Source organism: Nitrincola salilacus (assembly GCF_046271865.1).
Lineage (GTDB): Bacteria > Pseudomonadota > Gammaproteobacteria > Pseudomonadales > Balneatricaceae > Nitrincola > Nitrincola salilacus.
This window is the reverse complement of sequence record NZ_CP176580.1, coordinates 1,040,004-1,063,419: the sequence shown is the minus strand read 5'-3', so window position 1 is coordinate 1,063,419 and position 23,416 is coordinate 1,040,004. Positions and strand designations below refer to the sequence as shown.

General features: G+C 53.5%; 20 protein-coding genes and 1 tRNA gene. 15 read left to right on the top strand and 6 right to left on the bottom strand.

All coding sequences use genetic code 11. The features are described 5' to 3' along the window. The first annotated feature begins 147 nt into the window (after positions 1-147). From rpoD to ACK3CJ_RS04915, 6 genes are all read left to right on the top strand, one after another. A complete protein-coding gene (gene rpoD / locus ACK3CJ_RS04940; RefSeq protein ID WP_409525316.1) occupies positions 148-1,998 on the top strand; it encodes an RNA polymerase sigma factor RpoD in 1,851 nt (616 codons plus the stop codon). A 64-nt stretch (positions 1,999-2,062) separates the two neighbouring features. After that, positions 2,063-2,139: transfer RNA gene (locus ACK3CJ_RS04935), tRNA-Ile, on the top strand. A 240-nt stretch (positions 2,140-2,379) separates the two neighbouring features. Further along, entirely contained in the window at positions 2,380-3,360 is a 981-nt protein-coding gene (locus ACK3CJ_RS04930) for an Abi family protein (RefSeq protein WP_409525315.1), read from the top strand. Positions 3,361-3,455: 95 nt separating this feature from the next. Then, positions 3,456-3,671, top strand: a complete 216-nt coding sequence (gene vapB, locus ACK3CJ_RS04925) for a type II toxin-antitoxin system VapB family antitoxin (protein WP_409526547.1) — start codon at positions 3,456-3,458, stop codon at positions 3,669-3,671. 96 nt (positions 3,672-3,767) lie between these two features. Beyond that, entirely contained in the window at positions 3,768-4,976 is a 1,209-nt protein-coding gene (locus tag ACK3CJ_RS04920; RefSeq protein ID WP_409522710.1) for an IS256 family transposase, read from the top strand. Between the two features lie 186 nt (positions 4,977-5,162). Then, on the top strand, positions 5,163-5,723 hold the full coding sequence (locus ACK3CJ_RS04915) for a hypothetical protein (RefSeq protein WP_409525314.1): 561 nt from the start codon (positions 5,163-5,165) through the stop codon (positions 5,721-5,723). Here the strand turns inward: ACK3CJ_RS04915 and ACK3CJ_RS04910 are convergent. Together ACK3CJ_RS04910 and ACK3CJ_RS04905 are read right to left on the bottom strand one after the other, a co-directional pair. Beyond that, positions 5,679-7,487 (bottom strand): TRAP transporter permease, encoded by a 1,809-nt coding sequence (locus tag ACK3CJ_RS04910; protein ID WP_409525313.1) that lies wholly within the window; start codon positions 7,485-7,487, stop codon positions 5,679-5,681. The two genes, ACK3CJ_RS04915 and ACK3CJ_RS04910, sit on opposite strands and share 45 nt — an antisense overlap. 65 nt (positions 7,488-7,552) lie before the next feature. Then, the gene (locus ACK3CJ_RS04905; protein WP_409525312.1) at positions 7,553-8,530 is read right to left on the bottom strand and encodes a TAXI family TRAP transporter solute-binding subunit; all 978 of its coding nucleotides are present in this window, start codon (positions 8,528-8,530) and stop codon (positions 7,553-7,555) included. A 191-nt stretch (positions 8,531-8,721) separates the two neighbouring features. Between ACK3CJ_RS04905 and ACK3CJ_RS04900 the strand changes: the two genes are divergently transcribed. Together ACK3CJ_RS04900 and ACK3CJ_RS04895 are read left to right on the top strand one after the other, a co-directional pair. After that, positions 8,722-9,480: an SDR family NAD(P)-dependent oxidoreductase gene (locus ACK3CJ_RS04900; protein ID WP_409525310.1), complete on the top strand. Its 759-nt coding sequence runs from the start codon at positions 8,722-8,724 to the stop codon at positions 9,478-9,480. 88 nt (positions 9,481-9,568) lie between these two features. After that, on the top strand, positions 9,569-10,450 hold the full coding sequence (locus ACK3CJ_RS04895; protein ID WP_409525309.1) for an SPOR domain-containing protein: 882 nt from the start codon (positions 9,569-9,571) through the stop codon (positions 10,448-10,450). Positions 10,451-10,509: 59 nt separating this feature from the next. On the opposite strand, the gene ACK3CJ_RS04890 is transcribed toward ACK3CJ_RS04895, so the two are convergent. Further along, on the bottom strand, positions 10,510-11,109 hold the full coding sequence (locus ACK3CJ_RS04890) for a LysE/ArgO family amino acid transporter (protein WP_409525308.1): 600 nt from the start codon (positions 11,107-11,109) through the stop codon (positions 10,510-10,512). A gap of 97 nt (positions 11,110-11,206) precedes the next feature. Between ACK3CJ_RS04890 and ACK3CJ_RS04885 the strand changes: the two genes are divergently transcribed. From ACK3CJ_RS04885 to ACK3CJ_RS04855, 7 genes are all read left to right on the top strand, one after another. Continuing rightward, positions 11,207-12,085 carry a LysR family transcriptional regulator ArgP gene (locus tag ACK3CJ_RS04885; RefSeq protein WP_409525307.1) on the top strand — a complete coding sequence of 293 codons (879 nt, stop codon included), beginning with the start codon at positions 11,207-11,209 and terminating at the stop codon, positions 12,083-12,085. 343 nt (positions 12,086-12,428) lie between these two features. Continuing rightward, the gene (locus tag ACK3CJ_RS04880) at positions 12,429-15,224 is read left to right on the top strand and encodes a monovalent cation/H+ antiporter subunit A (protein WP_409525306.1); all 2,796 of its coding nucleotides are present in this window, start codon (positions 12,429-12,431) and stop codon (positions 15,222-15,224) included. Further along, positions 15,224-15,580 carry a Na+/H+ antiporter subunit C gene (locus tag ACK3CJ_RS04875; RefSeq protein ID WP_409525305.1) on the top strand — a complete coding sequence of 119 codons (357 nt, stop codon included), beginning with the start codon at positions 15,224-15,226 and terminating at the stop codon, positions 15,578-15,580. The genes ACK3CJ_RS04880 and ACK3CJ_RS04875 overlap by 1 nt, the downstream gene beginning before the upstream one ends. Further along, the gene (locus ACK3CJ_RS04870; RefSeq protein WP_409525304.1) at positions 15,580-17,100 is read left to right on the top strand and encodes a monovalent cation/H+ antiporter subunit D; all 1,521 of its coding nucleotides are present in this window, start codon (positions 15,580-15,582) and stop codon (positions 17,098-17,100) included. Before ACK3CJ_RS04875 ends, ACK3CJ_RS04870 begins: the two co-directional genes overlap by 1 nt. Further along, entirely contained in the window at positions 17,097-17,600 is a 504-nt protein-coding gene (locus ACK3CJ_RS04865; RefSeq protein ID WP_409525303.1) for a Na+/H+ antiporter subunit E, read from the top strand. The genes ACK3CJ_RS04870 and ACK3CJ_RS04865 overlap by 4 nt, the downstream gene beginning before the upstream one ends. Next, positions 17,594-17,863 carry a K+/H+ antiporter subunit F gene (locus ACK3CJ_RS04860; protein WP_409525302.1) on the top strand — a complete coding sequence of 90 codons (270 nt, stop codon included), beginning with the start codon at positions 17,594-17,596 and terminating at the stop codon, positions 17,861-17,863. Before ACK3CJ_RS04865 ends, ACK3CJ_RS04860 begins: the two co-directional genes overlap by 7 nt. Positions 17,864-17,876: 13 nt before the next feature. Further along, positions 17,877-18,272: a Na+/H+ antiporter subunit G gene (locus ACK3CJ_RS04855; protein WP_409525301.1), complete on the top strand. Its 396-nt coding sequence runs from the start codon at positions 17,877-17,879 to the stop codon at positions 18,270-18,272. On the opposite strand, the gene ACK3CJ_RS04850 is transcribed toward ACK3CJ_RS04855, so the two are convergent. The 3 genes from ACK3CJ_RS04850 to secA all read right to left on the bottom strand — a co-directional run bounded on the left by ACK3CJ_RS04850 (position 18,258) and on the right by secA (position 23,319). Next, positions 18,258-19,190 (bottom strand): Nudix family hydrolase, encoded by a 933-nt coding sequence (locus ACK3CJ_RS04850; protein WP_409525300.1) that lies wholly within the window; start codon positions 19,188-19,190, stop codon positions 18,258-18,260. The genes ACK3CJ_RS04855 and ACK3CJ_RS04850 overlap by 15 nt on opposite strands. 2 nt (positions 19,191-19,192) lie before the next feature. Then, positions 19,193-20,413 (bottom strand): bifunctional glutamate N-acetyltransferase/amino-acid acetyltransferase ArgJ, encoded by a 1,221-nt coding sequence (gene argJ, locus ACK3CJ_RS04845; protein WP_409526546.1) that lies wholly within the window; start codon positions 20,411-20,413, stop codon positions 19,193-19,195. 158 nt (positions 20,414-20,571) lie between these two features. Next, a complete protein-coding gene (gene secA, locus ACK3CJ_RS04840; protein WP_409525299.1) occupies positions 20,572-23,319 on the bottom strand; it encodes a preprotein translocase subunit SecA in 2,748 nt (915 codons plus the stop codon). Between the last annotated feature and the right edge of the window lie 97 nt (positions 23,320-23,416).

The window sequence follows — 23,416 nt, the reverse complement described above, 5'->3', positions numbered from 1 at the left end:
CCATCCAACAAAAATTATCAGGTTTAATGCAATTTATGAGTGCTTCGTACCTATTCCCATCTGTTCAGTTCGGCTTACAGACGCTATAATGTTGCGCTTCATTTTTCTGCTTTCCAGTCATCTCACAGCATTCACCGCAGGGGCTCTATGTCAGATACTTCCCAACAGCAGTCTCGCCTGAAGGAACTTATTGCCCGAGGCAAAGAGCAGGGTTACCTCACTTACGCCGAGGTCAATGACCACCTGCCCGAAGATATTGCCGATCCGGATCAGGTCGAAGATATCATTCGCATGATCAACGACATGGGTATCAGTGTTTCCGAGGAAGCACCGGATGCCGAAACCCTCCTGATGACCGAGGGCGACAATGTCGATGAAGCGGATGATGAAGCCGTTGCTGCATTGGCTGCCGTTGAGTCCGACGCCGGACGCACCACCGATCCCGTCCGCATGTATATGCGTGAAATGGGCACAGTCGAGCTGCTGACCCGCGAAGGCGAGATCGAAATTGCCAAACGGATCGAAGAAGGCATCCGTGAAGTGATGATGGCACTGTCTACCTTCCCCGGCAGTGTTGATGTGGTACTGGATGCATACAACTCCACGCTGTTGGAAGAGGGCCGCCTGAGCGATATCTTCAGCGGCTATATCGACCCGGACTCCTACGTCCCTGTCGAAGAGGTCGATGTCATAGAGATCGACGATGAAGATGACGACGCCGACAGCGATGATGATGACGAAGAAGATGGCGACAGCACTGATGACGCCGATGACGAGCGTGACCGCGGCCCGGATCCCGAAGAAGCCAAGCAGCGTTTCGGACTGCTGCAGCAGTCTCTGGACGAATTCCTGGCAGCCCGCGAAACATATGGCGAAGGCAGCCCGCAGTTAAAAGCAGCGATCGAAACCCTGGCCGTCTCTTTTGCGCCAATCAAGCTGTCACCACGCTTCTATGAAGTACTGGTCACTCGCGTACGCGACTATATCGACCGCATCCGTGCTCAGGAGCGCAACATCATGCGCATCTGCACACAGCGTTCAGGCATGCCACGTAAGGACTTCATCAAAGGCTTTCCCGGCAATGAAACCAACCCTGAGTGGTTTGAATCTGTCGCCGCCGGTAATGCGTCTTATGCCAAGAGCGTTGCCGCTAATCTGATGGACCTGAAACGCGCACAGCGTAAACTGATTCAGATCGAAAATGATGTCGGCATCAAGCTGCAGGACATCAAAGAAGTCAACCGCCGCATGTCGATCGGCGAAGCGCGTGCTCGTCGCGCCAAGAAAGAGATGGTCGAGGCTAACCTGCGTCTTGTTATCTCTATCGCCAAAAAATACACCAACCGCGGCCTGCAGTTCCTCGATCTGATTCAGGAAGGCAATATCGGTCTGATGAAAGCCGTGGACAAGTTTGAATATCGTCGCGGTTACAAGTTCTCGACCTATGCCACCTGGTGGATACGTCAGGCGATCACGCGTTCTATCGCTGACCAGGCCCGTACCATCCGTATTCCGGTACACATGATCGAGACGATCAACAAGCTGAACCGTATTTCACGTCAGATGTTGCAGGAGATGGGTCGCGAACCCACCCCTGAAGAGCTGGCTGAGCGTATGGACATGCCTGAAGACAAGATCCGCAAGGTACTGAAGATCGCAAAAGAACCGATCTCCATGGAAACACCGATCGGTGACGACGAAGATTCAAGCCTGGGCGACTTTATCGAAGACGTAGTGATGACCTCTCCGGTCGACACCGCTACCGGTGAAGGCCTGCGTGAAGCCACTCGCAGTGTTTTGTCTGGTCTGACGGCACGTGAAGCCAAGGTACTGCGCATGCGCTTCGGTATCGATATGAATACCGACCACACTCTGGAAGAGGTCGGCAAGCAGTTTGACGTGACGCGTGAGCGTATTCGTCAGATCGAAGCCAAGGCTCTGCGTAAACTGCGTCACCCAAGCCGCTCAGATCATCTGCGCAGCTTCCTGGATGAATAAATTCGAGTAGTTTCAGACTATTGCGCCAATGACTACAGATCTGTATCATTGGCGCTCGCTTTTCGGGCCTATAGCTCAGTTGGTTAGAGCAACGGACTCATAATCCGTTGGTCGCTGGTTCGAGTCCAGCTGGGCCCACCAAAATTCTCAATAAGAAAGCCTGCTTTTCAGCAGGCTTTCTTATTTCAGACCTCCACCATTACTCTCCCATAACAAACATATCATCAATCAAACACATTCAAGATGAACATGTTTGATTTCCGGCGTGACGGTGTGGGGACAAGTATACATTAAGGCATCAAACTAAAAGCTGCACCAGCAGGGGTTGGAACCGAATGACCAATCGTTGCAAGTCGGCCGAAGTAAAAGGAACCCTGTATAATGGTTTACAGCAGACCATGGAAGTCCTTCCCCGAGCAATTGGAGCTGCTCAAATCTCGGGATATGGTGGTCACAGACGCAGCCGCCGCGCTGGACTACTTGCAGCGCGTGGGCTACTACCGCCTCAGCGCTTACTGGTATCCGTTTCGTAAGTTCGAGGAAGTGGAAGACAGCAAAACCGGAAAGCTCACGACAAGGGCTATGGATGCGTTCCACCCTAATACCCAGTTCGTCGATGCGGTGCATCTTTACTTGTTCGACAAGAAACTGCGCTTGTTCTTGGCCGATGCACTTGAGCGTATCGAAATTTCCCTGCGGGTTGACCTGTCGCACTTACTGGGTAAACGCAGCCCCTTTGCCCACATAGAGAACACAAAGGCTCACTTTCACCCAAGCTTTGCTGGTCGACCCTTCTACAAGGGCAGTCAGCAATCCTGTTTCGATGCTTGGCTGAATAAATACCGGGGGTTAGTAAGTCGTTCCAAGGAAGATTTCGTCCGGCATTATCACGCCAATCACGGCAACGAGCTGCCAATTTGGGTAGCGGTGGAGACATTGGATTTTGGCGCCATTTCACAGATGTTTAGCATGCTAAATGTGAATGACCAGTTGGCTATTGCCAATCGTTACGGGGTGAACGACTGGAAGGTGTTCAAAAGCTGGCTGTTCAGCCTAAGTTACCTTCGCAACTTGGTAGCCCACCATAGTCGCCTCTGGAACCGGAATATTACTTCAAAACCAATGCTACCAAAACAAGGAGAGATATCCTGGTGCGATTCGTTCATCAACAATGAAGACACCCGCTACAAGCCGTTTCTGCTGCTGGTCATTACACGCATGCTGGTGAAGTCGATATGCCCGAATACCCAATGGCACAACCGACTAGCTGAACACCTGGAACAGTTTCCGGAGCAGAATTCATCGAGAAAGCTGGACTTGCGTGGAATGGGAATTACTGAAGACTGGAAGGACTGGTGGTAACCAGAAAATAAAAACCCCAGCGTAAGTTGCAAGCAACCAAGAGGCCGGGGTCGTGTTAACAAGAAGGTTAAGGATTGGGACTGCTGTTGTCAAGCATAGCGCGAGCTAAATGCAGCTACCGCACTCAGGCTGTACGTTTACCCAAAGCCATTGCATTCCCCGAACACATCAAACGCGTCGAAGTCATCGCTGTCGGGCAAGCAAGAATCATCACACCAGTAGGAGCATCCTGGTACAGTTGGTTTGAAGGACCAGATATTACTGCTGACTTTATGTCGGATCGAGAACAGCCCTCGGAGCAGGAGCAATAGAAGACTGGATGGCAGCAGAACGATCGGCTCAGAGCCTGTAAATAAAACTGTGTAAACCGTCTATCATAGAACCCTGACAGGGTAAGGATAGACAAGATGAACAGGAAAGAGCTGGAAGCCTTCGCACGCGAGGCTGCGAAGGGCCTCAAAACTGAGAAGGATCTGAACGAGTTCAGCCAGATGCTGACCAAGATCACCGTTGAGGCGGCGCTGAATGCCGAACTCAATGAGCATCTGGGCTACGAGCGCCATCAGCCCTCTGACAATACGAACAGCCGCAACGGTCACACCAGCAAGACCCTGAAGACCGAAGACGGCCAGTTTGAGCTGAACACGCCTCGTGATCGCGATGGTAGCTTCGAGCCGCAGCTAGTGAAGAAGGGCCAGACCCGCTTCACCTCGATGGACGACAAGATCCTCAGCCTTTACGCGAAGGGTATGACCACCCGGGAGATCGTCGCCACGTTCAAGGAGATGTACGATGCCGACATCTCACCCACCCTGATTTCCAAGGTAACCGAGGCCGTCATTGAGCGCGTAGTCGAATGGCAGTCGCGGCCACTGGACCCCGTATATCCTATCGTCTACCTGGACTGCATCGTTGTCAAAATCCGACAAGACAAGCAGGTAATCAACAAAGCCATCTACTTGGCCCTGGGCGTGAATCTCGAAGGCCACAAGGAGCTGCTGGGCATGTGGCTCTCGGAGAACGAGGGTGCCAAGTTCTGGCTCGGCGTCCTCACAGAGCTCCAGAATCGCGGCGTGAAGGACATTCTCATCGCCTGCGTGGATGGACTCAAGGGCTTCCCTGACGCCATCAATGCGGCGTACCCGCAGGCCCAGGTTCAGCTCTGCATTGTTCACATGGTTCGCAATTCAATGAAGTACGTGCCCTGGAAAGACTACAAGGCAGTGACCGCCGACCTGAAGCGCATTTACCAGTCGGCCACGGAAGAAGAGGCGCTGCAGGCGTTGGACGAGTTCGCGGAGCGCTGGGACGAAAAATACCCTCATATCAGCCGCTCCTGGCGCAACCACTGGCCCAATCTGAACACGCTGTTCCGCTACCCGCAGGACATCCGGAAGGCTATCTACACGACCAACGCCATCGAGTCCCTGAACAGTGTTATCCGCAAGGCAATCAAGAAGCGGAAGCTATTCCCGACAGACGACTCCGCGCGAAAAGTGGTCTATCTCGCGATCATGGATGCGTCGAAAAAGTGGACGATGCCAATCAGAAACTGGAAGGCCGCACTGAACCGGTTTATGATCGAGTTCGAGGATCGCATTAGCGACTACGTATAACCCCGGCGGTTACACAGAATTATTTACACCCTCTCGGCTCACCACACAACCCCAGCCTTGAAATGAGCTCACAGCAGTGTAATGATCGAGTTGATCACCCGACACCGAGAGTCTCTATGAATATTACAAATCTGATCGATGTTACCCTGCCAGCGGATGATTGGATCAGCCTCTTTGGAGCCACCCATGCGCATCGCAACTCTCGGCCCTGCCGGCAGTAATCACGAACTGGTACTGACACGCTATATTCAACGCAAGCAGTTGATAAACGCCGAGATACTGCTTATGAGCCACTTTGAAGACGCGTTTCAGGATCTGATCAGCGGTCGCATCGATTACCTGCTGCAGTGCACTGCCCACCCTTCTCACGGTGAATGCGTCGGACGCTTCATGCATCGCGCCTTTCCGATAGACTGCTTTATTGATGAGAGCAAACCTCTGGCCCTGCTGGCACGCGCTGACACCCCAAACCCGAAACGTCTCGGGCTGCAGCCTGCCACACGCTATTACACAGATCTGAATGAGTTCTCTACCCTGATTGAGCTGCCCTCCATCGTCACCGTGGCTGAGCAACTGCTGAGCGGAAAGATCGAAGCGGGCATCTGTGCCGAAGAGGTCCTGCAGCAGCACCCGGATCAGTTGAGGCTAGTCAAACCACTGGGTGCTGCATTGGATGTATGGGTTTTGTTTGGACAACAGCCATTAAAAGGCAAAGATCACAACAGCACCGACCACAACCAGCAGTAATCGCAACCAGGCTGCACGACGCGCTATAACTCCGAATGAAACAGCTGTCAGACCGATAGCGATCTTGACCCCGTCATAGATGGCAGCACCCGGATCAAAGGCCAGCCGGATCACATCCGGATTGGCGACCATCGCCAGCGGGATGATATAGAGACCGATCCCCAGCGCCATCGCTTTGATCGCAACCTTGAGCCAGTTTTCATCCACCATCCCTGCCGCAATGAAAACACACCCACAAACCGGCGGAGTGATCGTCGACAGCAGCGCAAACCAGAACACAAACAGGTGCGCCAACAGCGGCTCAAGCCCCAGCGCCGTCAAGGCTGGACCCGCAACCGATACGCAGATCACATAGGCCGCTGTCGTGGGCACTTCCATCCCCAGCACCAGACAGGCCAGTGCCGTCAGTAGCAGCGCTGGCCAGAGCATCTGGTTCGAGAGTGACAGGATGCCCGATGTGATCTTGACACCCAGCCCGGTCAGCGAGAGCACGCCGATCACCAGCGACGCACAGATGATAATGGCACCGATGATCGCCACCTGCCGACCCGAGGTCACCGCTGCTTCGGCCATTTTCCTGCCGAATCCTCTGATCGAAAACTTGAGCTTCACATCCAAAAAGAGCAACAGCATACCGGCAAAGATCGCGACACTGGCTGCATATTGCGGTGTATAGCCGCCAAGGAAAATACGCTCCAACAGCAGAGCAAAAGGCACGGCAAAGAACAGCGAGGTGATCCACACCTCCTTGCTGCTTGGCCGATCATCCTCAGCCAGAGGACGCAGTTCATGGCGCGTGGCATAAGCATTGATCCCGACCCAGACAGTCACGAAGTAGAGTATCGCCGGCAGCAATGCCGCTGCCATGATCTGGGTATAGGGGGTGCCGGTCAGCTCAACCATGACAAATGCACCCGCTCCCATCAGCGGAGGCATGATCTGCCCACCCGATGAGGCCACTGCTTCGACAGCACCCGCCAGCGAACGTGGATAGCCCAGCCTGACCATGCTGGGGATAGTGATGGCCCCGGTGGACGCCACATTGGCAGACGCGGAACCGGAGATCGACCCCATCAGCGCAGAAGAGATCACCGATACCTTGGCAGCACCGCCACTGAGACGCCCGGCAACCACGTTGGCCATATTCATGAAGCCTCGCCCGGCCTCACCGGCATTCAATACGGCACCAAAAATCACAAAGATGGCGACCACGCCAACACTGACACCAGTCAGAGATCCCCACAACCCACCTTCGGCAATGGTCAGGGTGCCGACGAAACTCTGCATCGGCAGTCCCTGATGACCGAACTGGCCGGGGATATGCGCACCGAAGATGGCATACATCAGCGCTACAACCGCGACCATCGGCAGCGGCCAACCTATGGCACGTCGTGCAGCTTCCAGCACCAGAACAATCAGAAAAACACCGATGACCATCTGCAAGGGAGTATCGATAAAACCATACTGATTGGACAAGGCTCGTTCATTGAACACGATATAGGCACAAGCCGCTATACCAAGCAGCGTCAGTACCCAACCACTGTAAAGCTGCAAGCGGGTGCGGGCAGCAAAGATCAATATCCAGGGCAGCGCCAGCGCCAGATGTATCGGGCGGCTGATCAACGCAGGCGTCAGGCCATAAAAGATCAACCCCAGATGAAAAATCATCGTCGCTGCCCCGAGCACAACCCAGGCAGGGTGTATATTCAGTTCAGTTTTTGGGGGTGTTGAGATAGAAAGATCTGTTGCGGATGAAGTCGACATATCCTGCGTTCCCGGTCAGGCAAAAGCCTGCCACAGCCAGATTCGGCCGTGGCAGATTCAGTGGATCAGCGCAGGCTATCCGGCACTGCGATTCCTGCTTCATCATAGTAACGCAACGCACCTGGGTGAATACCACCGGCAATGTTGGCGACCATATCTGGCGTGATACTTCCCCACCAGGGCGTTTCTGCAGCCATCGCATCACGACGCTCCCAGAAGGTTTTAGTCAGCGTGTAAGCGGTATCATCATCCATAGCGGTCGTGGTATAGGCAATAACCGGCAATGAAGTGGTCTGAACATCCTGATCAACACCGGTATAGGTGCCTGCGGGGATGGTCTGGCGTGCCGCACCGGTCTGAGCTATCTGCTCGTCGGTCAGGCTGACCAGACTGATCTTTTTGCTGGCAGCGGTTTCAATGACGTTTGGTGTGGGATAGGAGCTGGCTGTGACAAAGGCATCTATCTGGCCATTTTTCAGTGCATCCGGGCCACTGCCTATCTGCGCATCGGCAACTCGTACTTTATCTGTCAGATCGAAGAGCTCCAGATAACGCTCCGCTTCACGAGCTCCGAAGGTTCCACGTCCGATCAGAATATGCTTGCCTTCCAGCTCGGCGAGACTCATCACCCCATCGCCATCAGCGACCACAAAGTGCATGGTGATGGCAGGAATGGGGAAGAGTCCGCGGATATCTTTAAAGCGCTCACTCTGGCGTTCGGCAAATGGGCCCGTTCCTTCTACAGCACTGTTGATCAACCCTGGTGGAGTGGTAAACACGTAGTTCCCCTGACGCGCCATCACTTCCATCACGTTCTGAACTGAGCCCTGGCTCTCTTCCAGTGTCAGGATGACATCGCCACCGGTGCCGATACGAATCGCTTCAGAGAGCTCAACACCCATCTGATAATAGGCTGTGCCGGCAGAAGCGGATTTATAGGTGACACGGGTTTCGGCATGGGCTGTAACGGCTGTCGCACTGATGGCGATAACCGCTGCAGTGAGCAGATGACGTGCTGAAGGGAAAAGTCTGAATCCGGACATGTGTAACTCCTGTATTTTCCAAAGAAGGAAAATCTGTTCATTCATTATTTTTATGAAACACTACTTGGATAATGCATGATTCTGATAGAGCAATGTTCTGATAGAGCAATGTTTTGATAGAGCAATGATATGTGTGACAGTAACCTGTCATAATCAATTAAGAAACCTGAATATATAGGGGAGTTACGCAAATGCCAAGTAGAGTTGCCGTTGTCATCGGAGCCGGTGGTGGTATCGGCAGCGCCGTCTCGGCTGAATTGATCAAGGCGGGAGATAAGGTTTATCTCCTCGATCTGGAAAGCAATCGTGACCGACTGATGACGGAGATTGATCAAAGTGGCGTCAATCATCAGGCGGTATTCATATCCTGTGACCTGAGTAATCCCGAGAGTATTAAATCGGCATTTCAAGCCGTGTCAAAGACAAGTGGCGGACTGGATTGCTGTATTAATGCTGCAGGAATCATTCGACGCGGTGCGTTTGTGGAGCTCTGCGAGAAAAGCTTGTTTGAGATGGTCAACATCAATATCACAGGCAGCTTTATCGCACTACAGGCAGCTGCTGAGCTGATGATAGCCTCCGGTGGAGGCCGTATCGTTAACCTGACATCCGTGCATGGCCTGAGAACAACCGATCAGCGCGCTGCTTATGCGATGTGCAAAGGCGCAATCCTCTCCCTGACCAGAGCACTGGCGGTTGAGCTGGCACCACATGGCATTCTGGTCAATGCGGTAGCTCCCGGCCCGGTGTCAACCGGCATGCAGGAGGGTACATCGGCTTCACGATCTCGCTGGCAAAGCGGCACTCCCCTGGGACGTGTTGCTGATCGTCACGAAGTTGCCCGCGCCGTGCTGTTTCTGGCCTCTGCCGAGAACAGCTTCATCAATGGTGACACACTCATTATTGATGGTGGGGCCAGCGTCTCGATGGGATCCATTACTGAACAGTAATAATGTGCTAAGGTCAGCACTGATTCAGCACTAAAATTGCCACACTACATAAGGCAGCCAAGGAACTTCATGGTGTATAGGCGTAGTTATGCAACCGCAGATCAGTAATCGACTCTCCCTTATACTTTTTCTGCTGGCCATTTGCCTGTGCTTGCCGGTATCGGCGCAACCGCGTGATGCCGAATCTCAGTACAGAATGGGGCAGCAGCAGCGACTGCAGGCTCGCAAGCCCTCGGAAGTGGCACTCGCAGAGTCCTATCTGCTCCAGGCAGCCAAACAGGGCCACCTCGCCGCCCAGACCGAGCTGGGGACTCTCTACTATCTGGATTTCCCCGATTCACCACGACTGGACTCTGCACATTACTGGTGGCAAACGGCTGCCCGCAGCGGAGACTCCAGAGCACAGAATCTGCTGGGACTTTTCTACCTCAATGGTCAGGAAGGAGGTCAGCCGGATCTCGTGAGAGCCTACGCCTGGACCAGCCTTGCTGTCGATGCAGGACTTCCTGAAGCTCTGGATACCCTCAAATCGCTGGAGGAGCAACTCGGTGACAATGAGATCCTGGTTGCCCGACAGTTTCGGGAATCGCTGCCAGTGATGCGTCAGGCTGCGGCAGCTCGCTCTCTACCTCGAACTGTATCGATACCCTCACCTGCTGAACCAGTCTCATCGGCCTCGCCGATCGAAGGGGTCAGCGATAGTGTTCCTACAGGGTATTTCGTGCAGAGTGGTGCACTGGCAGATGCCAATGCTGCCCAGCGAGAGTTGCAGCGTATTCATGCCAGAATAGATAAAAATACCCATAATGGCTTCGTTAAACCGCTGAAAAATGCCAATGGGCGCTGGTTATATCGTCTGTTGACCGGTCCTTTTGCCGAGCGCCGCGAGGCTGCCAATCTCTGTGCTGAATTGAAAGATCTGGGTGAAGATTGTTTTGTGGTATCTGAATTTCCAGATACGGATACCTGACCGCCAGCCAAGACAGCTTAACGACGAGGCAGAGCCGATCCTTCTGAAATCGATCGTGATCAGGCAGGCAGCAGGGACGCTGCCACCAGCAACATCAGGCACCCGATCACTGAGTCAAACCAGCGCCAGCGAGTCGGTGAGCTGAGAAAACGGCTCAGCCGCCCCGCCATGCTGGTCAGCGATACAAACCAGAAGCAGGATGCCATCGCCGCACCCAGCACAAACAACGCTGGAGTCGCCTGTTGCGCGCCAACACTGCCGATCAGTATGACCGTATCCAGATAGACGTGCGGATTAAGCAGCGAGATCATCATCGCCTGCAGCGCAATACTGCCGGCGCTGGAAACCGGACCACCCGCACCCGCCTGTAACCCGCTTGAGCCCTGCCAGGCCCGTCGAAAAGCGCCGATAGCCAGCCAGCACAACAACCCTATCCCCAGCCAGGTCAGGACCGGCACCAGCAGCGGCACATATCCCTGCACGACACTCAGGCCATACACACCCAGAATGATCAATGAGGTATCTATCGTGATACACACCGCCGCGATCACTTTAGGGTGCTCTCCACGAATACTCTTACTCAATACCCAGGCATTCTGCGCCCCGATCGCAATGATCAGGCCCAGTGCGACAACAAATCCGGTTAGCAGCGATCCCATAACACCCTCTTGCTCATCATCCAACTTAGTGACAGAGCTTAGGCAACCCTCTATTATTAATCAAACGAATAATTCTACTGGTACATTAGCAATATTTATGATTGATTATCGCCTGTTGAGTGCCCTCGCTGCCGTGATCGAACAGCGCGGGTTTGAAAAAGCCGCACAGAAACTGCATCTGACACAGTCGGCAATCAGTCAGCGCATTCGTCAGTTGGAGAATCAGATGGGACAACCTGTACTGCAACGCTCGACTCCACCAAGACCCACCGATCTCGGTATCCGCCTGAACAATCATTATCAACAGGTAAGACAGCTTGAGGCCGGACTTGGGCTGGGCAATGATGCGATACCCCGGGATCTGGTCGTCCGCCTCACTGTGAACGCCGACTCACTTGCCACCTGGCTCGCACAGGCACTGGCTGCATCTCATCTGCGCGATGAGGTGACCTTTGATCTGGTAGTGGAGGATCAGGATGTCGGTCTGAGCCGGATGCGCCGGGGTGAGGTGATGGCTTGCCTGTGCGCAGAAGGCAGCCCAGTGAATGGTGGCAAGTCAATTTTTCTGGGAAATTTCCGCTATCGGGCCTTGGCCAGCCCGGATTTCATTGCACGTTACAGACTACATGAGGATCTGCTGCAGGGGCTGCAGCATGCGCCCTGCTTGATTTTCAACAGTGATGACCAGTTACAGCACCGTTTTCTGCAGCAGGTCGGTATTGGCACACCTACCCGGGTGCACTTCTGCCCATCATCAGAGGGGTTCATACAGATGGCACAGGCTGGATTGGGCTACGGCATGATGCCGGAACTGCAGGCTGAATCGCTGATTAAAGAGGGTTTACTGGGCGATATCCAACCAGATTACTATCTGGACGTGCCGCTTTACTGGCACTACTGGCAGACAGAAAGCCCGGTGATGCGTCACTTGCGAGAGGGAGTCATTGACACTGCCAGGCGCTTTCTGCGCAACTGAAACGGACGATAATCATCCACAACGTCCTCGCCATCAAGTGTGCAATAAGCATCTTACCTAATGCAATCAGTGAGTTAAGCAAAAATCGGCTATAATTGTAGACTCTATTCAATACCGCTATACTTCGATGGCTCGATTTAGAGCTGCCAGCATAACAATAAAATAATCGCGTAGACTGTTCCAAAGTCGGCCCCATTTAATTTCTGGAACAGCAGGTCGCAGCGCCCCGGGAGGCGATCCCAGGCCCTTTTGTTCAAAGAAAGCTTCTGCTAGATCTCATCCAGAGTTCTACTGGAGTTTAACCCAAGTTCAACCAGTTTTTTGAACGGAGCATACAACCCCTATGAGTTTGTTCTGGATACCCCTGCTGCCTGCATTGGGTGTGTTGGTACCGCTCTTCACCGAGCGATTCGGACGCACCCGCTGTGCCTGGGCGACAGCCGTAGCTCCGGCTCTGGCTTTGATTCTGGTTCTGCTGATGTCACCCAGCGTGTTCCGCGGTGAAACACTGATAGCAACCGCCAACTGGATACCCGCGTTAGGCATGAGCCTCTCCTTCCGTCTGGATGGACTGGCACTGCTCTTCTCGCTACTGATTCTCGGCATCGGTCTGCTGATCATCCTCTATGCCCGTTATTACCTGTCCTCCAAAGACTCGATGAGCCGCTTCTACTCCTACCTCATCCTGTTCATGACAGCCATGCTGGGGATAGTACTGTCCAACAACCTGATCCAACTGTGGATGTTCTGGGAGCTGACCAGTATCAGTTCGTTCTTGCTGATCAGCTTCTGGTCCGACAACTCGGATGCACGCAAGGGTGCCCGTATGGCACTCACCGTTACAGGTGCCGGCGGCCTTGCCTTACTGGGTGGTCTGATCCTGATCGGGAAGATTGTCGGCAGCTACGACCTTGAAGTAGTGCTGAACAGTGGCGACCTTATCAAACAACACGCAGCCTACCCGATCGCGCTGGGTCTTGTGTTACTGGGTGCTTTCACCAAATCTGCTCAGTTCCCTTTTCATTTCTGGCTACCACACGCGATGGCCGCACCGACCCCCGTCAGTGCCTACCTGCACTCTGCTACCATGGTTAAAGCGGGTATTTTCCTGATGGCTCGTTTTTACCCTGCGCTGGCCGGTACCGACATCTGGTTTGTCACCGTCAGTCTGACCGGCCTTGCCACTCTGCTGATCGGTGCTTATGTCGCTCTGTTCAAACACGATATCAAAGGTCTGTTGGCCTATTCCACCGTCAGCCATCTTGGGTTGATTACGCTGCTGCTGGGGTTAGGTACACCACTGTCGGCAGTCGCTGCGATCTTTCATATCATCAACCATGCCATCTTCAAGGCATCGCTGTTTATGGCGGCAGGCATCATTGACCATGAGACCGGCACACGGGATATGCGTATCCTATGCGGGCTATGGAAATATATGCCACACACCGCTACTCTGGCGATGGTGGCGGCCGCATCGATGGCTGGCGTGCCATTGATGAACGGATTCCTGTCCAAGGAGATGTTCTTTACCGAAACGCTGCATCAGCACACGCTCGGTTCACTTTCCTGGATGATTCCGGTTCTGGCGACGCTGGCTGCGGTCTTCTCTGTGGCGTATTCGCTGCGCTTCATTCACGATGTGTTCTTCAATGGCGAGCCCGAAGATCTGCCCAAAACACCGCACGAACCCCCCCGCTTCATGAAAGTTCCGGTCGAGATCCTTGTGGCACTATGTCTGCTGGTAGGGATTTTCCCAGGATTTATCGTGGGCGGACTACTGCATACCGCCTCGTCCGCCGTGCTGCTTGGAGATGTTCCAGAGTACAGCCTGTCGATCTGGCATGGTTTCAATCTGCCGCTGTTGATGAGCTTCGTGGCACTGGCGCTCGGTATTATCGTTTATCACAACCGCCGTAAAATGTTCAAATTCCAGAGCCAGTTCCCTGAACCGGATGCAAAGCTGGTGTTTGAGCAGACTATCGTTAAACTGGTTGATGGCTGTCGTCGCTTCGTTGACCTGTGTGACAATGGTTCACTGCAGCGCTACATGTTCCTGCTGCTGTTGATGGTAGTGATCTTTGCCGGAAAGCCGTTACTGGATCTTTATGAGGTTGAAGGGTTACGCCCACAATTGCCGGTTGATCTATTTACACTGACCATGGCCGCTATCATGGTTATGGCGGCGATCTCTACCGTGATCTGGCATCGCAAACGCATGCTGTCACTGATTACGCTGTCGGTCGTCGGGCTGGTCGTGTCCGTGGCTTTTGCCTATTTCTCGGCACCTGACCTGGCACTTACTCAGCTTTCAGTTGAGGTGGTAACCGTCATTCTGCTGATGCTGGCGCTGTTCTTCCTGCCACAGAAGACCCCCAAGGAATCGAGCCCCCGCAGAGTAGTGCGAGATCTCAGTATCGCGGCGCTGATCGGCGGCATTATCGGTACCATCAATTACGCCATGCTGACCCGTCCGCTATCCAGTATTTCGGACTACTTCCTCAATAACAGTGTTTCCGGTGGTGGTGGCACCAATGTCGTCAACGTGATTCTGGTGGACTTCCGCGGATTTGATACCCTGGGTGAAGCCTTGGTGCTGGGTATTGCCGCACTGGGTATATTCAAGCTTATCAACCGTATGCGCCTGTATATGCCGTCTGGTGATGAACAGGGACGCTCCTGGACACGAGACAGCCATCCAATGATTCTCGGCTCAGTATCTCAGGCTTTGCTGCCACTGGCACTGCTGGTGTCAGTCTATATTTTCCTGCGCGGCCATAGCATGCCGGGTGGCGGGTTCATTGCCGGCCTGATCACTGCCGTGGCAATTATCCTGCAATACATTGCTCACGGGGTGGATTGGGTCAAGCCTCGCCTGCGCATCAACTATGAGTGGGCAGTCGCAGTCGGTGTACTGATCGCCGCTCTGACAGGCATGGGCAGCTGGCTATTTGGCAAACCCTTCCTGACCAGTTGGTTCGACTACTTCTCGTTACCTTTTGTCGGCAAATTCGAACTGGCCAGTGCCATCGCTTTTGACCTGGGTGTCTATATCACGGTTGTATCAGCCACACTGCTGATTCTTGCCAATCTTGGCAAGCTGACCACTTCTCACCGAGCGACCATTAAGGAGAGTGATTGATGGAAGCGCTGTTTGCCTTCTGCGTGGGTATTCTGACAACCTGCGGCGTGTTCATGGTATTACGCGGTCGTACTTTTCCAGTCGTAGTCGGGCTCACCTTGCTCGGCTATGCCGTAAACCTGTTCCTCTTTTCCAGCGGTCGCCTGAGCATTAATGCAGCAGCTGTTATCAGCGGCAGTGAGCGTTATACAGATCCTCTGCCTCAGGCACTGGTACTGACCGCAATAGTCATAGGTTTTGCGATGACCGCTTATGTGGTGATTCTGGCACTGAGAGGCCGTGCCGATCTGGGTAATGATCATGTCGACGGTCGACTCCCGGAATCCCCGAATCGCAATGAGCGGGAGAGATCCTGATGCAGCATCTGGCAATTCTTCCCATTCTGATCCCTATGATTGGTGGCCTGCTGCTGATTCTGCCACCCTTGCAGAACGCCCTGTCCCGCCAGCGTGTGGCATCCATCAGCATCTGCATACTGTTGCTGATTGCGGCTACCCTGCTGCTTCACAGCAGCTATACCGAAGGTACGCGCCTCTATATTCTGGGTAACTGGGTTCCGCCGTTCGGCATTGTCCTGGTGGCAGACCCGCTGGCTACTCTGCTGGTGCTGCTGACCAGTCTGCTGGGTCTGGCAGCGTTGCTCTATGGCTGTGCCGGAGATGATCAGAAAGGGATGCACTTCCATACCCTGATGCTGCTGCAAATTGCGGGCGTCAATGGTGCTTTCCTGACCGGCGACCTGTTCAACCTGTTCGTATTCTTCGAAATACTCCTGATCGCCTCCTATGCACTGTTGATTCATGGTGGCGGCAAGCAAAAAACCCAGGCCAGTCTTCATTATGTGATTCTGAACCTTGTTGGCTCAAGCATTTTCCTTTTTGCGCTGGGTATCATGTATGGCATTCTCGGTACGCTGAATATTGCCGATATGGCCGTACAGGTTCGCGGACTTGATCCTGCCGAGCAAGCGATTGTGAAAGTTGCAGGATTGTTGCTGCTGATCGTATTTGGTTTGAAATCAGCAATGCTGCCACTGCACTTCTGGCTGCCACGCACTTACTCATCAGCCAGCGCGCCGATTGCAGCACTGTTTGCGATCATGACAAAAGTCGGCATTTACAGTATTTTTCGCGTCCATACGGTTATTTTCGGCGATGAAGCAGGTGTTTTAGCCAATATCGCTCAGTTCTGGCTCTGGCCTCTGGCCCTCCTGACGCTGCTGATCGGCGCTGCCGGTGTTCTGGCCAGCCCGAATCTGAGACTGCTGACCGCCAATCTGGTGATCATCTCGGTCGGTACCCTGCTGGTGGCTGCAGCGCTTGGGCGTGTCGATGCCACTGCTGCAGCACTCTACTATCTGCTGCACACGACGCTGGTATCCGCTGCGATGTTCCTGATTGCTGATCTGATCTCCCAGCAGCGAGGCAAAGCCGGTGATCGTTTTGTTCCGGCTCGCAGCATGGTTCAGCGACACCTTCTGGGTGGGCTTTACTTTGTTGCCGCATTGGCTCTGGTGGGAATGCCACCACTCTCCGGTTTTGTCGGCAAGGCGCTGATGATGCAAGCCGCACAGACAGCCACTGAGATGGCCTGGATCTGGCCTCTGATACTCTTCAGCGGCCTTGCCTCTCTGATCGCTTTGTCACGTGCCGGCACGACGCTTTTCTGGCAGGTAACAGGCACGGCACGCGATGGCGAAAGCGCCAAGCGAATTCAGTTGATTGCGGTCTTTATTCTACTGTTGTCATCGCCACTGCTCGTAGTGTTTGGTGGGCCGATAACCGAACTGACACAGGCCGCTGCGACACAACTGCATGACACAACCTATTCAGTCGATGCCTTACTGCCGCTATATCTACCGGGAGGCGAACAATGAAAGCCAAACCCACCTATCGCTGGCTGCCGATGCCCTATCACAGCATACTGCTGTTTGTTACCTGGCTGCTGCTGAATAACACAATTGATAATGACCACCTGGTACTGGGGGCTTTTCTCGCCATCGTGATTCCATTGCTGACGGCAGGTTTGAGCAAACCCCAGCCCGCCATGCACAAGCCCTGGCTGACCATCCGGCACTGTTTCCTGGTATTGGGCGACATCATTACGGCCAACATTGAAGTCGCAATACAGGTGATGGGCCCCCTGGGAAATATCAATCCAGCCATGGTCTGCGTGCCACTGGACCTGAATGCAGAGCTACCGATCACTCTGCTTGCCAGCACCGTATCACTGACACCAGGCACAGTCAGCGCCGAGGTGTCGAATTGTCGCGGTTATCTTTATGTGCATGTGCTGAACCTGAAAGATGAACAGGAACTGATCAACACCATCAAGCAGCGCTATGAAGCCCCGCTGAAGGAGATTTTCGAATGCTAGCCATGACCATCAACCTGGTCAGTGCCATTGTCTGTATTGCCCTGGTCCTGAATCTATGGCGACTCTTTGTCGGGCCCGATCTTCCAGACAGACTGCTGGCCCTGGATACCATGTATATCAACTGTATTGCGCTGATCATACTACTCGGCATGTGGTTGGGTTCGCCCCTCTACTTTGAAGCAGCCCTGCTGATTGCCATGCTCGGATTTATCAGTACCGCAGCCCTGTGCAAGTATTTGCTCAGTGGCGATATCATCGAATAAGGACACAGTGACCATGAATTTTTTCATAGAATTGATCATCTGTATCTTTCTGCTGATCGGGGGGGCGTTCGTGCTGGTAGGATCCATCGGGCTGATGCGCCTACCGGATTTTTATACCCGCCTGCACGCACCAACCAAGGCTACCACTCTGGGAATGGGTGGGTTACTGATAGCATCCATGATCATGTTCACGATAGAGGGTAGTGGACTGAGTGTACATGAGTTGCTGATCACACTGTTCCTGTTCATCACCGCACCTGTCAGCGCACACATGATAGCCAAGACTGCTTTGCATCAGAAAACCCGCATGATGAAACGTACACAGAATCAGGAGCTGTCTGAAACAGCCAGACTTCAGGAGCCACCGGCTGATAAAGTGGTAGCGACGGAAGTATCACCACCAGGATGAGATACCGGCAACACCCTGGGCACCAGAGGCCCAGGCTTGCTCAAGACAGGACTCATCCATCCCGCCCAGCGCATAGACCGGCAATGTGACATTCTCAACCCAGCCACTGAACACAGACCACCCCAGAGCGGGCTGATCGGGATGTGACAAGGTCGGCATGACAGGCGACAGTGTCACAAAGTCCAGCCCCTTCTGCTGTGCCATCTCCAGCTCCTGAGGGGAATGGCAGGATGCACTGAGCATACGCCCGTTAAAAGCATCACGGCCGGCAAGGCGTCCAAGACGCTCAGCAGTCAGATGCACCGCACCAGCCTGCAGTTCGTTTGCCACTTCGATTGAGCTGTTCAACACCAGCCGGGCATTGTGATCATCACAGATCTGATTCAACTCATGCCACAGAGGTTTGAGCTGATTGATGTCAAGATCATGGGCACGCAGCATCACCAGCCTGACGCCTTGCAGCAGCGCCGCTTCCACACGTGCAGGATACTCATCAAGCGTACAGTCACCGGTAATCAGCATGCGCTCGGGTAAGCGCAAGGCAGTGATGATCGGTTTGTTGGCCGCAGGAAAGGCATACTCATCCAACTCGGCTTCATCCACCCAGCAGACCGGCTGCCCCTCTTTGCCATGCGCCTCACCGCTGAAGCCATCCACTCGCCAGACATCCAGCTTGACGCTTTTATCAGGGTAGCGGTGCAGTATCTGAATCAGAGGCCGGGCCTGATTCACATCAATACCCAGCTCCTCATGCAGCTCCCGCTGCAAAGCATCGAGTGGTGTTTCACCGACCTCCACCTTGCCACCCGGAAACTCCCAGAGGCCGCCCTGATGTTTGCTCTCAGGACGACGGGCTATCAGAATCTGACCTGCGGCATCGACAATTACCGCCGCCACAACATGAATCACGTCATTCATACTCAGCTGCGGTACTCGGCATTGATTTTGACATAGTCGTGCGACAGATCTGTTGTCCAGATGCTTTCTGCCGCATCTCCACGGTGCAGCACGACACGGATCAGAATGTTTTCACGATTCATCACCGCCTGGCCCGCCTCTTCGGTATAGCTGGCGGCACGTGCGCCGTTATCGACTATGCAGACATCATCCAGCCAGATTTGCACTTCATCCACATCCAGATCCTGCACACCGGCTCGGCCGACACACGCCAGTATGCGTCCCCAGTTGGGGTCGCTGGCAAACAAAGCGGTCTTGACCAGTGGCGAGTGCGCGATGGTATAACCAACCTTCAGCGCTTCATCAGTGTTGCCAGCACGCTCGACGCGTACTTCAACAAATTTGGTTGCGCCCTCACCATCCTTGACGATCGCTTGGGCCAGATCCAGCATCACTTGATTCAGGGCTGCCTTGAATTTATCTGCCAGCAGAGGATCAAGATCATTAACCTCAATACCGCTGGCACCAGTGGCCACCAGCATGCAGGCATCATTGGTCGAGGTGTCGCCATCAACCGTGATGCGGTTGAAGGACTTCTCAGTAGCATCTCTGAGCAGCAATTGCAGATGGTTGGTATCGACTCTGGCATCGGTCGCCACAAAGCCCAGCATCGTCGCCATGTTCGGCATGATCATGCCTGAGCCCTTGGCTATGCCGGTCAGGGTAATCGTCTGGCCATGATGCTCGATCTGGACGCTGGAGCCCTTGGCACGGGTATCGGTTGTCATGATGCCGACAGCTGCATCCGCCCAGCCAGATTCAGACAACTGCTCACATGCTGCGTCCAGACCTGCCAGAATTTTGCTCACTGGCAGAGGCTCACCAATCACGCCGGTGGAAAAAGGCAGTACCGCTTCATGATCTGTCAGTTTGAGATCAGCCAGTGCCTGACAGCAGGCCAAAGCATCTCGCATCCCTGCCTCACCCGTTCCTGCGTTGGCATTACCGGTGTTGATCAGCAGATAACGGCTGGCAATACCACTGCCCAGATGCTGTTTTGCAACATGTACAGGTGCCGCGCAGAACTGGTTGAGTGTAAACACACCCGCAACACTCGCGCCAACGGGGATCTCCATCACCACCAGATCCTTACGCCCCGGTTTTTTGATGCCTGCTGATGCGGTCCCGAGTCGAAACCCTTTAATCGGATGTAAGGTTGATATTGTTTCCGGACCCACCGCCATTTTCACAGCCCTCATCAAATTTGTTCATCTGCGCCTGGCTGGTTTGCCCGGCAGTTTTGCCTGTTTATACAGCAAGAAAGCAGCGATTGCTGCTTTCCCGGTTTCATTTTTACTGATACGTTTTTTACTACGGCGCTTTTTACTACCGCTTTAATCGATCAGAGTTTGCCGTGGCACTGTTTGAATTTCTTGCCGGATCCACACGGACAGGGATCATTGCGGCCCACTTTGGGCATATCGCGCACGTAAGGATCCTGTTTATCATCCTGCTCTTGATCCGAACCATCCTCTGAGTCCGCCTCACCCTTCATGCCACTGGCCTGGGAGTGCTCGAAATTCATCTGCTGGCGCTCAGCTTGTTCGCGACGTTGACGCTCAATCGCATCAACATCTTCCTGCTCGCGCACTTTGACATGGCTGATGATACGTACAACATCACGCTTGATATTGTCGAGCAGATTCTGGAAGAGTTCAAATGCTTCCCGCTTGTACTCCTGCTTCGGATTCTTCTGCGCATAGCCACGCAGATGAATACCCTGACGCAACAGCTCCATAGTCTGCAGATGTTCTTTCCAGGCAGTGTCCAGCACCTGAAGCATCACCTGCTTCTCGAACATGCGCATGGTTGGCGCGCCCACCAGATTTTCCTTCTCGGTATAAATCCTGGCAATTTCATCACGAATTTTGTCGCGCAGTGGCTCTTCATGCAGCTGGTGATCTTCATCCAGCCACTGTTGGACAGGAAGCTGTACTGAGAAATCTGTTTCCAGTGCTTTCTCCAGGCCTTCAACATCCCAGGTTTCAGCCAGGCTCTGCGGCGTAATAAAATCACTGATCAGGTTATCAACCACTTCGTCACGTATGCTGGTGATCGTCTCGGATATATCATCACTTGCCATGATGTCATTACGCTGAGCATAGATCACCGAACGCTGATCATTGGCAACATCATCATATTCAAGCAGATTCTTACGGATATCGAAGTTGCGGCCCTCAACCTTGCGCTGCGCTTTCTCAATCGCGTTGCTGACCATCTTGTGTTCAATCGCTTCACCCTTCTCCATACCCAGCGCCTGCATGAACTGGCGCACACGATCTGAGGCAAAGATGCGCATCAGATCATCTTCCATTGACAGGAAGAAGCGTGAGGAACCGGGGTCGCCCTGACGGCCGGCACGACCACGCAGCTGATTGTCGATACGACGTGATTCGTGACGTTCTGTACCCAGAATATGCAAACCACCTGCTTCGATAACTATGTCATGGCGCTTTTTCCAGTCAGCCTTGACCGCTTCTATCTGTTCAGGTGTCGGATTATCCAGCGCCTGAAGTTCGGCCTCCAGGTTTCCGCCCAGTTTGATATCGGTACCACGGCCTGCCATGTTGGTGGCGATAGTCGTTGCACCAGGGCGACCGGCATCAGCAATGATGGTTGCTTCACGGCCATGATTCTTGGCGTTCAGTACGTTGTGCTTGATCTTCTCCTTGGTCAGCATGCTGGAGAGCAGCTCCGAGGATTCAACCGATGCTGTACCGACCAGAACAGGTCTGTTCAGACGCTGTGATTCACGGATCTCTTTAACGATCGACAGATATTTTTCTTCCATCGTGAGGAAAATGACATCGTTATGATCAGCACGCTGAATCGGCTTGTTGGTTGGAATAACCACGACATCCAGACCATAGATCTGATGCAGTTCGAAGGCTTCGGTGTCCGCAGTACCCGTCATACCCGACAGCTTTTCGTACAAGCGAAAGTAGTTCTGGAAGGTGGTCGAGGCGAGTGTCTGGCTCTCCTGCTGTATTTTGACACCCTCTTTGGCTTCAACGGCTTGATGCAGCCCTTCAGACCAGCGACGACCCGGCATGATACGGCCGGTATGCTCATCGACGATGACTATCTGATTATCCTGAACGATATAGTCCTTGTCGCGATTGAACAGATAGTGAGCGCGAAGACCTGCCAGTACGTGATGCAGCAGATTGAGGTTATGAGGCGCATAAAGGCTCTCACCCTCTTTCAGCAAGCCTTCATTGATCAACAGATCTTCCACCAGCTGATGGCCGGACTCGGTCAGCTCAATAGTACGGTTCTTTTCATCAACCGCGAAATGCTCCTCAATGATCTGAGTCTCATCCTTGATGTCTATCTCGCCGTGATACTGCTGCAGTGTCGGGATAAGCAGGTTGATCTGCCGATACAGTGCTGAGCTGTCTTCAGATGGACCAGAGATGATCAGAGGTGTTCTGGCCTCATCAATCAAGATGGAGTCGACCTCATCGACAACAGCAAAGTTGAAGCCCCGCTGCACTTTATCCTGCAGACTGAACGCCATGTTGTCGCGCAGATAGTCAAAACCGAACTCGTTGTTGGTGCCATAGGTGATATCGGCTGCATAGGACTCACGTTTGGATGCGGAGTCCTGACCCGATACGATCACACCCACACTGAGGCCCAGTCCTTCATACAGTGGACGCATCCACTCGGCATCACGACTGGCCAGATAGTCGTTGACGGTCACGACGTGTACGCCCTTACCTGTCAGGGCATTCAGATATACTGCCAGGGTCGCCACCAGGGTTTTACCTTCCCCGGTTTTCATCTCTGCAACCTTGCCTTCATGCAAAGTGATACCACCGATCATCTGCACATCGAAGTGGCGCATCTGCATGACCCGTTTGGACACTTCGCGCACTGTGGCAAAGGCTTCAGGCAGCAATTTATCGAGAGTTTCTCCGGACGCAAAGCGCTCGCGATACTTCTGTGTCAGCGCTTTCAGCTCATCATCACTGAGTTTTTCAAGCTCAGGCTCAAACGCGTTGACCTCCTTGACAAGACGCATCATCCGTTTGAGTTCGCGATCGTTCTTGCTTCCGAAAACCTTTTTTAGCAGTGATGTCAGCATAATCAGACTTTTAACCGTTCCAGAAATTATCAGGGGCCGTGCCGGGCAGACCAGCGCAACATTTTACACATATTGGGGCAGTTAGTTGATATTTAAA

Excerpts from the sequence above, each read along its gene's own strand:
- secA (WP_409525299.1), bottom strand. The coding sequence starts at position 23,319 with ATGCTGACATCACTGCTAAAAAAGGTTTTCGGAAGCAAGAACGATCGC.
- ACK3CJ_RS04855 (WP_409525301.1), top strand. The coding sequence starts at position 17,877 with ATGAATTTTTTCATAGAATTGATCATCTGTATCTTTCTGCTGATCGGG.
- ACK3CJ_RS04870 (WP_409525304.1), top strand. The coding sequence starts at position 15,580 with ATGCAGCATCTGGCAATTCTTCCCATTCTGATCCCTATGATTGGTGGC.
- ACK3CJ_RS04865 (WP_409525303.1), top strand. The coding sequence starts at position 17,097 with ATGAAAGCCAAACCCACCTATCGCTGGCTGCCGATGCCCTATCACAGC.
- ACK3CJ_RS04895 (WP_409525309.1), top strand. The coding sequence starts at position 9,569 with ATGCAACCGCAGATCAGTAATCGACTCTCCCTTATACTTTTTCTGCTG.
- ACK3CJ_RS04930 (WP_409525315.1), top strand. The coding sequence starts at position 2,380 with ATGGTTTACAGCAGACCATGGAAGTCCTTCCCCGAGCAATTGGAGCTG.
- argJ (WP_409526546.1), bottom strand. The coding sequence starts at position 20,413 with ATGGCGGTGGGTCCGGAAACAATATCAACCTTACATCCGATTAAAGGG.
- rpoD (WP_409525316.1), top strand. The coding sequence starts at position 148 with ATGTCAGATACTTCCCAACAGCAGTCTCGCCTGAAGGAACTTATTGCC.
- ACK3CJ_RS04860 (WP_409525302.1), top strand. The coding sequence starts at position 17,594 with ATGCTAGCCATGACCATCAACCTGGTCAGTGCCATTGTCTGTATTGCC.
- ACK3CJ_RS04880 (WP_409525306.1), top strand. The coding sequence starts at position 12,429 with ATGAGTTTGTTCTGGATACCCCTGCTGCCTGCATTGGGTGTGTTGGTA.
- ACK3CJ_RS04905 (WP_409525312.1), bottom strand. The coding sequence starts at position 8,530 with ATGTCCGGATTCAGACTTTTCCCTTCAGCACGTCATCTGCTCACTGCA.
- ACK3CJ_RS04890 (WP_409525308.1), bottom strand. The coding sequence starts at position 11,109 with ATGGGATCGCTGCTAACCGGATTTGTTGTCGCACTGGGCCTGATCATT.
- ACK3CJ_RS04920 (WP_409522710.1), top strand. The coding sequence starts at position 3,768 with ATGAACAGGAAAGAGCTGGAAGCCTTCGCACGCGAGGCTGCGAAGGGC.
- ACK3CJ_RS04915 (WP_409525314.1), top strand. The coding sequence starts at position 5,163 with ATGCGCATCGCAACTCTCGGCCCTGCCGGCAGTAATCACGAACTGGTA.
- ACK3CJ_RS04850 (WP_409525300.1), bottom strand. The coding sequence starts at position 19,190 with ATGAATGACGTGATTCATGTTGTGGCGGCGGTAATTGTCGATGCCGCA.
- ACK3CJ_RS04875 (WP_409525305.1), top strand. The coding sequence starts at position 15,224 with ATGGAAGCGCTGTTTGCCTTCTGCGTGGGTATTCTGACAACCTGCGGC.
- ACK3CJ_RS04885 (WP_409525307.1), top strand. The coding sequence starts at position 11,207 with ATGATTGATTATCGCCTGTTGAGTGCCCTCGCTGCCGTGATCGAACAG.
- ACK3CJ_RS04900 (WP_409525310.1), top strand. The coding sequence starts at position 8,722 with ATGCCAAGTAGAGTTGCCGTTGTCATCGGAGCCGGTGGTGGTATCGGC.
- ACK3CJ_RS04910 (WP_409525313.1), bottom strand. The coding sequence starts at position 7,487 with ATGTCGACTTCATCCGCAACAGATCTTTCTATCTCAACACCCCCAAAA.